This window comes from Frankia sp. RB5 (assembly GCF_059816245.1).
The window spans coordinates 1-13,213 of record NZ_JCBATA010000108.1 but is presented as its reverse complement, the minus strand read 5'-3'; the positions used below and the strand labels follow the sequence as shown (position 1 = coordinate 13,213).

9 protein-coding genes and 1 pseudogene are annotated in these 13,213 nt (G+C 75.6%); 3 read left to right on the top strand and 7 right to left on the bottom strand.

The features are described from left to right. Nucleotides 1-340: 340 nt before the first annotated feature. Nucleotides 341-919, bottom strand: a complete 579-nt coding sequence (locus AC6EXY_RS32335) for a TetR/AcrR family transcriptional regulator (protein ID WP_101834282.1) — start codon at nt 917-919, stop codon at nt 341-343. 107 nt (nt 920-1,026) lie between these two features. Between AC6EXY_RS32335 and AC6EXY_RS32330 the strand changes: the two genes are divergently transcribed. Next, a complete protein-coding gene (locus AC6EXY_RS32330; protein ID WP_499817396.1) occupies nt 1,027-2,325 on the top strand; it encodes an MFS transporter in 1,299 nt (432 codons plus the stop codon). 58 nt (nt 2,326-2,383) lie between these two features. On the opposite strand, the gene AC6EXY_RS32325 is transcribed toward AC6EXY_RS32330, so the two are convergent. The 5 genes from AC6EXY_RS32325 to AC6EXY_RS32305 all read right to left on the bottom strand — a co-directional run bounded on the left by AC6EXY_RS32325 (nt 2,384) and on the right by AC6EXY_RS32305 (nt 10,428). After that, entirely contained in the window at nt 2,384-3,601 is a 1,218-nt protein-coding gene (locus AC6EXY_RS32325) for a lysophospholipid acyltransferase family protein (protein ID WP_499817395.1), read from the bottom strand. 127 nt (nt 3,602-3,728) lie between these two features. Then, nucleotides 3,729-5,351: a lactate racemase domain-containing protein gene (locus tag AC6EXY_RS32320; RefSeq protein WP_499817394.1), complete on the bottom strand. Its 1,623-nt coding sequence runs from the start codon at nt 5,349-5,351 to the stop codon at nt 3,729-3,731. Between the two features lie 151 nt (nt 5,352-5,502). Next, complete coding sequence (locus AC6EXY_RS32315) at nt 5,503-6,666, bottom strand: zinc-binding dehydrogenase (RefSeq protein WP_499817393.1); 1,164 nt, start codon at nt 6,664-6,666, stop codon at nt 5,503-5,505. Then, nucleotides 6,663-9,059 (bottom strand): SDR family oxidoreductase, encoded by a 2,397-nt coding sequence (locus AC6EXY_RS32310; protein ID WP_499817402.1) that lies wholly within the window; start codon nt 9,057-9,059, stop codon nt 6,663-6,665. Before AC6EXY_RS32310 ends, AC6EXY_RS32315 begins: the two co-directional genes overlap by 4 nt. 415 nt (nt 9,060-9,474) lie before the next feature. Further along, a complete protein-coding gene (locus AC6EXY_RS32305; protein ID WP_499817401.1) occupies nt 9,475-10,428 on the bottom strand; it encodes a 5'-3' exonuclease in 954 nt (317 codons plus the stop codon). A 230-nt stretch (nt 10,429-10,658) separates the two neighbouring features. Between AC6EXY_RS32305 and AC6EXY_RS32300 the strand changes: the two genes are divergently transcribed. Together AC6EXY_RS32300 and AC6EXY_RS32295 are read left to right on the top strand one after the other, a co-directional pair. Then, nucleotides 10,659-11,102: an Lrp/AsnC family transcriptional regulator gene (locus AC6EXY_RS32300; protein ID WP_499817392.1), complete on the top strand. Its 444-nt coding sequence runs from the start codon at nt 10,659-10,661 to the stop codon at nt 11,100-11,102. Nucleotides 11,103-11,254: 152 nt separating this feature from the next. Next, nucleotides 11,255-12,712 carry an amidohydrolase gene (locus AC6EXY_RS32295; protein WP_499817400.1) on the top strand — a complete coding sequence of 486 codons (1,458 nt, stop codon included), beginning with the start codon at nt 11,255-11,257 and terminating at the stop codon, nt 12,710-12,712. A gap of 379 nt (nt 12,713-13,091) precedes the next feature. Here AC6EXY_RS32295 and AC6EXY_RS32290 read toward each other — a convergent pair. After that, nucleotides 13,092-13,213 (bottom strand): annotated as a pseudogene (locus AC6EXY_RS32290) (AAA family ATPase); the annotation flags it as partial.

Below are 13,213 nucleotides of genomic sequence, written 5' to 3'. Positions count from 1 at the left end.
TCGGCGGCGGGCGGCGGGGCGGGCGGGCGCGCGGTCGCGGCCCGCACCGCGACGGGGGCGAGGACGGGTCGCGGCCGGGCGGGCGACGTGGCGGGACGGCGGGGGAGCAGGGGGCCGGCGGTCGGGTGCGACAGAGCCATGGGTCAGTGATACCGCGGCGGATACCGACCGCCACGTCTTGACTTCCCCCCGCGTCGCTGGATTGTCCTTTCCCCACAGGATGTCCACAGGGTCACCTCGAGTTACCCACCGCCACGTCGACAGGGTTGTCCACATGACGATCTTGATGTGACGAGTCTCACATCCGCCGGGTGGTCCGCGGGCGACGCCGGCGCGAGCGTCAGCCGGGGGAGACCGGCGCCGCGCGTGGGGCGAGCAGGGCGTCGACGAGACGGGCGGCGTCGGCGAGCGCCAGCGCGGTGGCGACGAACAGGATCGTGTAGGTGATCGGCGCCATCACCCGCTCCACGATCTCCCCGACCGGCGGCGGCGCACCCCCGCGCGCACGCTCACGGGCGGTGATGGCCTCCAGCTGGCCGCGGACGTAGGCGTCGCAGCGCCCCGCGGGCAACGCCGGCGCCGCCCCGGCGACCAGGTCGCGCAGCACCTCCCGCCCGGCCGGCGACGACATCTCCTCCAGGTACTGCTCCGCGTAGGCGACGAGATCCCCGCGCAGCGACCCGGTGTCGGCCGGCGCGGCGTCCGGGCGCAGCCGCGCGGCGGCGACGTCGGCGAGCAGCTCCGTGAGATCCCCCCACCGCCGGTACACCGTCGACGGCGTCACCCCGGCGCGCGCCGCCACCAGCGGCACGGTGATCTCGTGGCGGGGCCGCTCGGCCTGCAGCGCGAGCACCGCCCCGTGCACCGCGGCCTGCACCCGCGCGCTGCGCCCACCCGGGCGCGGCCCCTGCGGACTCACAACCAGCACCTTAACGCGAAACCTTTGCGTCAAGCGCGGGCGGGCGCTAACGTGCCCCCCGCTAACGCAAAATCTTAGCCTTTAGCTGTTCGGTGGAAGGGACACCCATGCCCACCCAGCCCCCCGCCAGCACCCCACGCCCGCACACGCGCCCGCGGCTGGCCGGGCGGCTCGGGCCCCGCGCCGGGTTCGCCCTGCAGACCTCGCTGCTGCTGTCCTTCCTCGCCGCCTCCGCCACCCCCACCCCTCTCTACGCCGTCTACCAGCACGCCTGGGGCTTCTCCCCGATCACCGTCACCGTCGTGTTCGGCGTCTACGCACTCGCCGTGCTCGGCGCTCTGCTCGTCGCCGGCGCCCTGTCCGACCATGTCGGGCGCCGCCCCGTCATCCTCGCCGCCACCTGCACCCAGGCCGCCGCCGCGATCGTGTTCGCCACCGCGGACGGGGTGGGCCCGCTGCTGGCGGCCCGTGTCCTGCAGGGCCTGGCCACCGGGGCGGCCGCGGGCGCCGTCGGCGCCGGCCTGCTCGACCTCGACCACGCCCGCGGCACCCTCGTCAACGGCGCCGGCTCCTTCGCCGGCATCGCACTCGGCGCGATCGGCTCCGCCGTGTGCGTCGCCTACCTGCCCCATCCGACGCGGCTGGTCTACGTGGTGCTGCTCGCCGTCCTGCTCACCCAGGCCGCCGGCGTCCTTCTGCTCACCGAGACCTCCCCGCGCATCCCCGGCGCCCGCGCCTCGCTGCGCCCCCGGGTGGCCGTGCCCCCGCCCGTCGCCCGCGCCCTGCTCGTCACCGGCCCGTGTCTCGTCGCCACCTGGGCGCTGTCCGGCTTCTACTTCTCCCTCGGCCCGGCGCTGGCCCGCCAAGTCGCCCACGTCGACGACGCCACCGCCACCCGGGCCATCCTGCTCGGCGGCCTGGCTGTGCTCACCCTCGCCGGCACCGCCTCGGCGACCATCGTCGCCGTGCGCGACGCCACCCCCCGCACGGTGATGTTCCTCGGCACCACCAGCCTGATCGCCGGCGTCGGGGCGACCCTGCTCGCCACCGCCGGCCACGACACCGCCCTGTTCTACGCCGGCACCGCCGTGGCCGGGGCGGGCATCGGCGCCGGGGTGCAGGGCAGTCTGCGTGTCCTGCTGCCCCTGGCCGGCCCCGAGCAGCGCGCCGGCGTCCTGTCGACCGTGTACGTGCTGTGCTACCTGGCGCTCGGCGTGCCCGCCGTCGGCGCCGGCTACCTGACCACCCACGACGGGCTGACCGACAGCAGCCGCGCCTACGGCGCCACCGTCATGGCCCTGGCCGCCGTGGCGCTCGCCGGCCTGCTGACCCGCCGCCCCGAGCACACCCCCGACGTGTCGCCCACCCCGCGCCCGGCCGACGGGCCGCTGCCGGACGCCGGATAGCGTGCCCGCCCGCCGGACGGGGTACCCGCCGCCCGCCTCTCGCGGGAGGCGGGCGCGCTCAGCGACGCCAGGGGGAGCGGGAGGTGTTGCGGGGCAGTGGTTCGGTGGCCGCCCAGATCCGCCGCCAGCGCGCCGTGGGCGTGCCCGGCGCGCCGCGCAGCCGCGCCGAGACCGACGCCGGGCCGCCCGCCGTGCCCGCGGTCGCCGCCGGCCGGGGGACGAGGCGGTGGCGCTGGCGCTCCAGCGGCCGCACCCCGGCCACCACCGCACCATCCACCGGCGTGCCCGCGACCGAGGTGCTGCCAGCCGACGCCGCGCCCGTGACGTCGACGGGGCGCGGATGCGAGCCGTCCTGCCCGCCCGCAGCGCCGTCGCGATCCGCGGCGGGCGGTGCAACGGACACGTCGCCGGCGGGAGAGCCGGCGGTGGGGGACTCGCGGTAGGAGCGACGGGTCGCGTCCCACCAGGACGTGGCGTCCTCGGCGCACAACCGGTCGACCTCCGCGGCCAGCCGCGCGGTGAACGTCCGCACATCCTCACCGGCCACCGGCCGCAACGGCCGACCGAAACGCACCGTCACCTGCGGACGACCCGGCACCGGCCAGTTACGGCCCCGCGGCATCGCCGCGAACGCCCCGCGCATCCCCACCGGCACCACCGGCACCCCGGCGTTGATCGCCAGATAGGCGGCGCCGAGCCGGAACCGGCCCCGCGCCCCGTCCTTCGACCGCGTCCCCTCCGGGAAGATCACCAGGTTCCAGCCGTCACGCAGCAGGGTCAGCGGCGTCGCCGACGGCGCCCCACCGGTGCGGTCGATCGGCACCGTCGCGAACGCCAGCGCGCTCGACGCGCCGCGCCACGCACTGTCGAAGAAGTAGTCCGCCGCCGCCGTCACCGCCGTGCGCGAGCGCACCCGCCCCGGCAACGCGCACAGCAGCATCGGCGCGTCGAGATGACTGGAATGGTTCGACACGATCAGCACCGGGGTGCCGCGCACCTCGTCGAACACCTGCGCACCGAACGTGTCCACGGTCAGCGTCGCATGCAGCAGCGGGTTCATCACCCCGGACAGGAACGCCGCCCGCGTCGCGCGCGCCGCCCCCGACCGCGCCCAGCCCGTGGGGAACTCCCGCGTCCCCGACGTCGGCGAGGCCGGCGCCGCACCCGCCGCACCGCCACCGGCGGCGGCAGCGGGCCGGGTGCCCGGCCGGCCCACCCGACGCCACCCGGACGCGGCCTCGCGCAGCCCCACACCCCGTCGCGGTCTGTGCCCCATCCCGATCACCTCTGCCCCTCACGATCACGTCCTGCGCGCCGCGGCCGCGCTGCGCCGCAGGCCCGGCCCATCCCCACCCGCCCGCCGACACGCCCCGCACGCCCCGACGCCGCACACCCGACGCCGCTCATCGCACGTCGGCGACCAGCCGCGGCGGGCTGTGCAGATAGGTGATCGACGGATCCCGGCCCACCGACGCGGCGACGATCTCCAACGCGTCCGCCAGCGTCGACGCCGCCCGAAACCCCAACCGGGCACACACCGCCCGATCCCCCCCGACGAACACCACCTCACCCAGATACGCCCGCGCCGGCGCCGTCTCATACCAGCGGTGGAACGGATGCACCCCATGCAACGCCAGCGACGTCCGGTACAGCGACGTGTACCACGGGTCGGTCGCGTACTGGCGTTCGAACTTAGCCTCGATCGTCGCCGGCTCGCTCGACTCCGCCAGCACCTCCTCGTAGAAGTCCACATACGACGGCTGATGCAACTGCGAGAACCGCGCCGCCATCGGATGGTAGACGATCATCGCACCGTTCTCGCGGACCACCGGACGGCCCGCATGCCGGGTGAACACATCCCCGAGCGCGCCATGCGCGGCCAGCACCGCGTCCCCCGGCCCCGACCCGTGGAACGGCCCGAACGGCCCCAGCCCGACGACCACCACGTCGGCCTGCCCGTCGACCTCGACCCGCTGCTGCCCGTCGACCTGCGCCCACGCCGCCGCACAGACCAGCTCCGGGTCCCCCGCGCCCACCGAGGTGATCGCGTAGTCGGCGCTCAGATCCCGCAGCGCGCGGCGCCGGCCCCGCCCGCCGAGCAGGTCCAGACCCCGACCCACCCCGTAGGCCATCGCCTGGTCGGGCAGCGACCACTCCCACTCGCGGCGCGTCAGAAACGGTGACCCCGCCGGGCCGACCGCGGCGTTCACCGTCGCACTGACCGCGAACACCGGCACCGCCGCGCCGAGCACCGCACCCAGCCGCCCCGCCGCCCCGCCCCGCCCCGCCGCGGGGGAGACGGCCCCGCCAGCCCGCGACCCCTCACCCTCCGCACCCTCCGACGGTCCCGCCCAGGCCGCCGCCGTCATCGCCGCGGCCACACTGTGCACCGCCCGCAGCGACGCGTACGACGACACCCCGGCCGCCAGCCCCGCAGGACCCCCCACCCCGGCGGCCTGCACCACCTCGACGGACACCACCAGATCGGCCTGCGCCACCACCCGCGCCACCGCCACCGGCTCCCCGGCCGCGCTCTGCCCCACCTCGACGAGGTTCGCCGCGTCCTCGGCGTCATGGCAGACAAGCGCCGACGGCCAGAACGAGCGGAACACCCGCTCCCCGACCAGACGCTCCATCTCCCGCGCCGACAGCCGCCGGTGCAACCCACTGGCGACGATCAGCGACACCTCGTCCACCCCGGCCGCCGCCGCCGCCGTCAGCACCTGCTCCAGAATCCGCCCACGCACATCAGGACGGCGCATCCGCGGCGCCGGCACCGCCGGATCGGCCACGGCGATCACCAGCCGCATCCCGGGACGCAGCAACGCCGCCAGCGGCTCCGAGCCCACCGGGGCCGCCAACGCCGCCGCGATCGCCGCGTCGACGTCCTCGACACCCGGCCGCGGCTGCGGCGGATACACCACCCGCGTCCCCAGCGGGAAACGCTCCAGCAGCACCCCGTCGCCCTGGTGCACCAGCAGCGGGGGAGTCCGCTCGTCGACCTCGAGCACGAACCCCGGTCTCACCGAAACGATCCCTTCCACGTCCGCCGCGAAGAGCCACACCCTTCACGGACCCAGTCCAATCCCGCCACCGCAGGCCCCGCCCCCCACCCGCCGAGCCCCGCCCCCACAGCAGCACACACCGCGGCGTCACAGGGTATGGCGTCGCCGCCCATCAGGTCGCCGTCGGATCAAACGCCACCCGCACCACACCGAGCCGGCCCGCGTCCAGCGCGTGCTCCACCGCCTCCCGGAAACCGGCCAGCGGATAGGCCGCCGCCACCAGCGCGTCCAACCGCTCATCCGCCGCCAGCGCCCACACCGCCTCCCACACCCCGTCATCATCACCGCCGTCGCCGCCGGCCTCGCCGTCGCGGCTGGCGCCGACCAGCTCCAACCCCCGCGCCCACAGCGGCGTCAGATCCACCCGCCCCGACGGCGCGCCCGCCACCACCACCCGCCCACCCGCCCGCGTCGTGCGCAACGCCAGCGACAACGCCCGCGCGTCCCCCGCCGCGTCGAACGCCACATCCACCCCACCGAGCAGGAACGACTCCCCGGCCCGCGCCGAGACCCGCACCGCCCGCGCCGCCCGGCGCACCCCCGCCACCGCCCCCGCCGGATCGAACACCACCGACGCGCCGAACCGGCCCGCCAGCCGAACCCGCTGCGGATGACCCGTCACCACCGCCACCGTGTCCGCCTCGGTCAACGCCCGCACCGCCAGCACCGTGCACAACCCCACCGCACCCGCCCCGACGACCAGCACCCGCGACCCCGGCGCCACCCGCGCCCGGCGCACCGCCCGCACCGCCCGCACCAGCACATCGACGAGAACCGCCCGCGCGTCAGGCACGCTGTCGGGCACCGCGTGCACCGCCGCCCGCGGCGCGACCATCACCCGGCTCCACCCCCCACCGGCCACCCCCACCGCACCCGGCACCGCCTGCGCGCCCGGCGCGGCGTCGGCGTCGACCACCACCCGCGACCCCGCCGCCAACACTCCACCCACCACCCCGGCGACCCCGTCCACCCGCTCCTGCACCCGGCCCACGACCTCCCGGCCCGGCACGAACGGCAACGGCACCGCCGCCGCCAGATACGCCGACGCCCGCCCCGTCACCAACGCCAGATCCGCCCCGCCGATCCCCGACAGCGACGGACGCACCCGCACCCACCCCGCGTCCGGCGGCACCGGATCCTCCCCGTCGACATAGCGCAACGGCACCACCCGGCACACCGCCGACCCACCCCACCGCGACCCGCCGACCCCCAGCCCCGCAAGCCGCGCCGCCACCACCCGCCCCGGCGACGCGTACATCTGCACCCCGCGGGTCACCGCCCACCACCCGCCGCGCCGCGACGAACCCCCGCCGACACCGCCTCACCCGCCACGGCGCCCACCCCGGTGGGACGCGGCCACGGCACCACCACAGCGGAGGCCGCCCGCGCCCGTGCCGCCGCCGCCTGCCAGCCCCGCTCCACCCGGCTGCCCACCACCAGCCGCGACTCGCCGGCCGCCACCGACCACTCCTCGATCGGCCAGCCCGCCCCCCGCGCCACCTGGTGCAACGCCACATCCGGATTGACCGCCACCGGATTGCCCACCGCCCGCAGCAACGGCAGATCCGACTGGCTGTCCGCATACGCCCACGACACCGCCAGATCCGCCCCCACCACCCGGGCGTGATGCTCCACGAACGCCGCCCGCGCATCCCCGACCAGCGGCGAGGACGCCAACCGCCCGGTGAGAAGCCCGTCCGAGCCCACCTCCAGGCGCGCCGCCACCACATCGTCGAACAGCGCCGCCAGCGGCGCCGTCAACGCCTCCACCGCCCCCGTCAACAACACGGTGCGATGCCCCGCCGCCCGATGCTCCCGCACCCGGCGAATCCCCGCCGGCCGCACCCGGCGCAGCAGAATATCGCCCGCCACCTGCGCCACCAGCCGCTCCAACTCCGCCGGATCCACCCCCGCGTAGCGGGCGTACACCGCCCGCATCAGATGCCCCCGATCACGGCGCTCCGCCCGCGCATACCCCGGCAGCGCCGCCGCCAGCCCCGCAAGCTCGCGCACCCGCCCCACCCGGCCCGCATCCGCCAGCCGCATCCACAGATACGACTCCACCACCGTCGCCTGCGCCACCGCCCCATCCAGATCGAACACGGCCACCACCCCCTCCCCGGAGGGCAGATGCCCCGACAGCCGCCGCGGCGGCGCCGGGGGACGCGGCCGGCGCAGCACCGCCGTCACCGCCGGGCAGTGCACCTCCCGCAGATAGTGCCGCCAGTCGAAACACCGCGGATCAAACCCGAAGTCACGCTGATCCGCCTCGTCCAACCCGTCATGCAACGCCGCCGTCGCATCGTCGACGTAGACCAGCTCCGCCTTCGTGTACGCCCGGTACACATCCGAATAGCGGCGCAGGAACGACACCCGCGTCTGCGCCCGCTCCAACTGCCCCGCCCAGCTGCGCGCCCGCGCCGACGCCGGCACCTGCGCCAGCGCCTTGCCCGCCGCCCCCACCAGCGCCTCCGAACGACGAAGCCGCGCCTCCGCCGCCGCCGCCCCCGCGAACGGCCACTGCGGCACCCCGATCGCCCCCCGCCCCCGCTGCGGCAGCGGATCGGCCAGGAAGTACTCCCGCACATGCTCGTACAGCTCCCAGAACCGCAACGGATTCCGAAACCCCGAACACACCGTGTAATACGCCGGCCGCTCCACCGGCGGGGTGTGCGCCGCCGCCGCGAGCGTCGCGTTCACCACCAGATCAATCGGAATGATGTCCACCACCGCGTCCGGCGACGCCGGGAAATCCGGCAGCTCCCCCCGGCCGTAGGCCAGGATCAGCGGCTCGGCCATCTTGAACCCCTCGATCCACCCCGGGAACGGCCGCGCCACCGCACTCTCGATGATCGACGGGCGCACGATCGTCAGCGGCAGCTCCCCGTGATGCTCCTCCAACCAGCGCTCACCCAACGCCTTGGTGAACGTGTACGCATCCGTCCACCCCAGCACCTGCGCCCGCTCACCGCCCGCCGACACCAGCCGGCGCGCCACCCACTCCCGGCGCAGCCGCTCCGCCTCCGCCGACACCGTCTGCGCCCCCGCCGCCGCGAACCGGCGCACCGCCGCCCGCCGAAACCGCGTCGAGTTCTCCGGCGACCGCGACGCGTCCTCGGTCTGCTCCCGCACCCGCGTCGCGAACGCCTGCTCCACACGCCAGTCCACATCGTGCGCCAGCGGCCCCTCCGCGATGTGCCCCGACCGCAACCCCGCCACATACGCGGTCGACACGTGCACCAGATGCGGCGCGGCCCCCGCCGCCCGCAACGCCCGCACCAGCTCCTGCACCCCACCCACATTGATCCGGAACGCATCATCGATCGGCGGGTCGAACGACACCTCACCCGCACAGTGGATCACCACGTCGATGTCACCGGGCAGCGCCGGCACCCGCGTCAGATCCCCCTCGATGACCTCCACCCGCGACGCCACCAGCGCCGCCAGCTCCGCCGCCCCCACCCGCTCCCGCAACAGCCGGAACGCCGGCTTACGGGTCATCCGGGCCAGACGCGCCGCACCACTGTGACTGCCCCGCGGCCGCACCAGCGCCACCACCCGGGTGTCCGGGAAATCCGACAGCAACCGCTCGAGCAGCGCCTCACCCATGAACCCGGTAATCCCGGTCACCAGGACACGCCTGCCCGCCAGCTGCTCGCGCAGACCCACCCTGACCTCCGCTGCGATTCCCCGGGACACCCCTACGGGCACCCACGCATCCTCCGGATGGGCGGGTGCACATCCGGTGGGCAACCCTAGGCGACGATCCGCCCCCACGACGCCAACCCGCAGTTCACCGGTCGGTGCCCACGCCGCGGTACGCACGGAAACCTACCGTCCGCGCCGCGCCGCGGTGACGGGCAGCCCCACGATCCGGCTCCCGACCTGGACAACCCCACCCCACCCGTCCACCCCCACCTGGGTGCCACCCCGAAGCCACCCCCTGTGTGGACATGCCGACCTGGCCACCACCCGCCAGGACAGGCCCACACCACCCGATCGCGACCACCCCGCCCCACCCGCACCGCCGCCCCCACGCAGGACCGACACCCGACACCCGGCATCCGGGGCTCGGGGGAGCGGTTCAGCCCGCCGCCACCGACCGCATCGCCTCCACCAGCCGCACACACGACCCCGCAAGACCCCACCGCTCACCCAGGGCCACCACCGCCGCCGCATCCACCGGGCCCGCCGGCAACACCGTGTCCACCGGCCCCACCGGCACATCACGCACCACCGCCACCACCGGCACCGCCGCCGCCAGATACCCCCGCGCCCCCTCCAACCGCCGGCGCACCCCCGCCGACACCCCCTCCACCGCGACCGCCGGCCCCGCCGCGTCCACCGCCGCCATCAGCCCCGCCAGCGACCCGAACCGGCCCAGCAACGCCGCCGCCGTCTTCGCCCCGATCCCCGCCACCCCCGGCAACCCGTCACTGGGATCACCCCGCAGCACCGCGAAATCCGCGTACGCCCGCCCCGGAATGCCATAGCGGGCCGCCACCGACGCCTCATCCACCACCGCGAACCGCTCCACCGCATACCGCACCCGAACCCCCGCCGCGTCCTGCACCAGCTGGAACAGATCCCGATCACCCGTGAGGATGTCGACCCCACCGCGATGAGCCGTCGCCAACGTCCCGATCACGTCATCCGCCTCGAACCCCGCCACCGCCACCCGCGCGATCCCGAACGCGTCCAACACCTCATCGATGATCGGCAGCTGCACCAGCAGCTCGGACTCCACCTCCTCCACCGCACCCCCGCCCGCCGCCTCACCCGCCACCCGATGCGCCTTGTACGACGGCAGCAACGCCACCCGAAACGCCGGCCGCCAGTCCGCGTCGAAACACGCCACCAGATGACGCGGCCGCACCTCCACGAGCTGACGCGCCAGCGTGTCCAACAGCCCGCGCACCGCCCCCACCGGCGTTCCGTCCGGCGCCCGCACCGACCGCGGCACCCCGTAGAACGCCCGGAAGTACAACGACGGCGCATCCGCCAGCATCAACCGCCCCGCACCCTCACCCACCGTCATCGCCACCGCCCCTCCCAGCCCCGTCCGACACGACCGAACCCCAGACCCCGGTACGCCACCCCGCGCGCCCCGGCGCACTCCCCGCGCGGCGCCCGCGGGCACTCCCGCGCCGCACCGGCCGCCACCCGGGCGCACACCCGCCGCCGACCGTACCGGCTGTCCCACCGGGACCAGGCAACGGACCAGAAACAGCCTCTCTCCCACACGGTCACCTGCGTACGCTCCGGATCGTGCTGGAAGATCTCGACCGACGAATCGTGCAGATGCTGTGCCGAGATGGGCGCATGAGTTTCACTGACCTCGGCCGAGCCACCGGCCTGTCGGTCTCCGCCGTCCATCAGCGCGTCCGCCGCCTGGAGCAACGCGGCGTCATCACCTCCTACACGGCGCTCGTCGACCCCACCGAGGTCGGACTGCCCCTGACCGCCTTCGTCTCGATCACCCCGATCGACCCGAGCGCCCCCGACGACGCCGCCGACCGCCTCGCCAACATCGTCGAGATCGAGGCCTGCCACAGCGTCGCCGGCGACGAAAGCTACCTGCTCAAGGTCCGCGTCGCCAGCCCTACCGACCTGGAGGCCCTCCTGCAGCGCATCCGCGCCGCCGCCGGCGTCTCCACCCGCACCATGGTCGTCCTGTCCACCCCCTACGAAGGCCGCCCACCAGCCCTCTGAGCCACCCGCCACCAGCGCCACCCCCACCGCGGCCGGCGGGCAGACTCACCCTCGTGACCGCCCCCCACCTCGAGCCCCACCACCACCGCCACACCCTGCTGCTCTACCGGGGCGGCCACATCCACACCCCCACCCACCGCCGCGCCACCGCCATGGCCACCCTCGGCCCCACCATCACCTGGATCGGCACCGACGACACCGCCCCCACCCACCACGCCGACACCGTCATCGACCTCGACGGCGCCCTCGTCACCCCCGCCTTCGTCGACGCCCACCTGCACACCACCGCCACCGGCCTCGCCCTCACCGGCCTCGACCTCACCACCAGCCCCACCCGCACCGCCGCCCTCGACGCGCTGGCCACCCACGCCCGCCACCAGCGCCACACCACCGTGTTCGGCACCGGCTGGGACGAGACCCGCTGGCCCGACCCCACACCCCCCACCGCCACCGAACTCGACCGGGCCACCGGCGGCGCCGCCGTCTACCTCGCCCGCGCCGACGGCCACACCGCCGTCATCTCCACCGCCCTGGCCACCCGCGCCCACGCCGCCAGCCACCCCGGCTGGCACCCCGACGGCCTGGTCACCGGCCCCGCCCACCACACCGCCCGGCGCACCGCCGACACCAGCCTCACCCCCAGCCAACGCCGCGCCACCTGGGCGGCCACCCGCACCCACGCCGCGCGCCTGGGCATCGCCGCCCTGCACGAGATGGCCGGCCCCGACGTCTCCAGCGCCGACGACCTCGCCGGCCTGCTCGCCCACGCCGCCACCGTGCCCGGCCCCCAGATCCACGGCTACTGGGCCGGCGACCTCACCACCGCCCGCACCCTCGGCGCCGCCTGGGGCGGCGACACCTTCGTCGACGGCTCCCTGGGCTCCCATACCGCCGCCCTGCACAGCCCCTACGCCGACGCCCCCCACCACGGCACCCTGCACCTCGACGCCGCCGCCGTGCGCGACATCGCCCTGTCCGCCACCACCGCGGGCCTGCAGACCGGCTTCCACGCCATCGGCGACGCCGCCCTCACCACCGTCCTCGACGGCCTCGCCGCCGCCGCCGCCCGCACCGGCCACGCCCACCTGCGCGCCGCCCGCCACCGCCTCGAACACGCCGAGATGACCACCACCGACCACCTCGGCCGCATCGCCGCCCTCGGCCTCGTCGTCTCCACCCAACCCGCCTTCGACACCCGCTGGGGCGGGCCCACCGGCATGTACGCCACCCGCCTCGGGCCCGCCCGGGCCGCCGCGATGAACCCCTACGCGGCCATGGCCGGCGCCGGCATCACCCTCGCCTTCGGCTCCGACGCCCCCGTCACCCCCCTCGACCCCTGGGGCGCCGTCCGCGCCGCCACCGGCCACCACACCCCGGGCGCGCGGCTGTCCACCCACGCCGCCTTCACCGCCGCCACCCGCGGTGGCTGGTACGCCGCCCGCGCCGAGGACGACGGCCATGGCATCCTCGCCCCCGGCCATCCCGCCACCTACGCGATCTGGGACGGCCCCCGCACCGGCGACTGGGCCCTGCCCGACCCGCACGCACCCACACCCCAATGCCGGCGCACCGTGCTGCGCGGCCGCATCCTGCACGACACCCCGCGCTGAAGGCACCGCCTCCCCGAACTGCTCCCCGCCCGCACCGCTCCCGCACCCCGATAGTCGCACATCCGTTCGATTCAAAGGAGGCGGGGCGTCATCACCGTCACCGGATGCCAGAAATGTCTGCACCAACGCCGGGGCGAACCCGCCGACACAGGGGAAACCCGGCGGGGGAGTGGGACCATCCAGGTTCCCCGACCGACCGCGTTCCCCGACCGACCGCGATCGCCATCCCAGGCGGGAGCCGCGGCCGGCGAACCACCCGCCCCGGTCCGGCGGGACCGCGCCGCCCCACGGACACAGCGACCACCAGCGACAGGCCCGCAGGAGCGGGGGCGGCGTGGTCAGCGCGGCCATCGTGACCGAAACTGGTTCGGTGATCGGACCCGGCGCCGGCCTGGATGCGCAGCAGCTGCTTCTTGTAGTTCCACTCGTAGAGCGCGCGGGCTTCGTCGAGCCCCTCGTAGCACTGCAGCCGGATCAGCTCGGCGCCCACCGAGCTCGCCA

Excerpts from the sequence above, each read along its gene's own strand:
- AC6EXY_RS32305 (WP_499817401.1), bottom strand. The coding sequence starts at position 10,428 with ATGACGGTGGGTGAGGGTGCGGGGCGGTTGATGCTGGCGGATGCGCCG.
- AC6EXY_RS32295 (WP_499817400.1), top strand. The coding sequence starts at position 11,255 with ATGGCCACCCTCGGCCCCACCATCACCTGGATCGGCACCGACGACACC.
- AC6EXY_RS32330 (WP_499817396.1), top strand. The coding sequence starts at position 1,027 with ATGCCCACCCAGCCCCCCGCCAGCACCCCACGCCCGCACACGCGCCCG.
- AC6EXY_RS32325 (WP_499817395.1), bottom strand. The coding sequence starts at position 3,601 with ATGGGGCACAGACCGCGACGGGGTGTGGGGCTGCGCGAGGCCGCGTCC.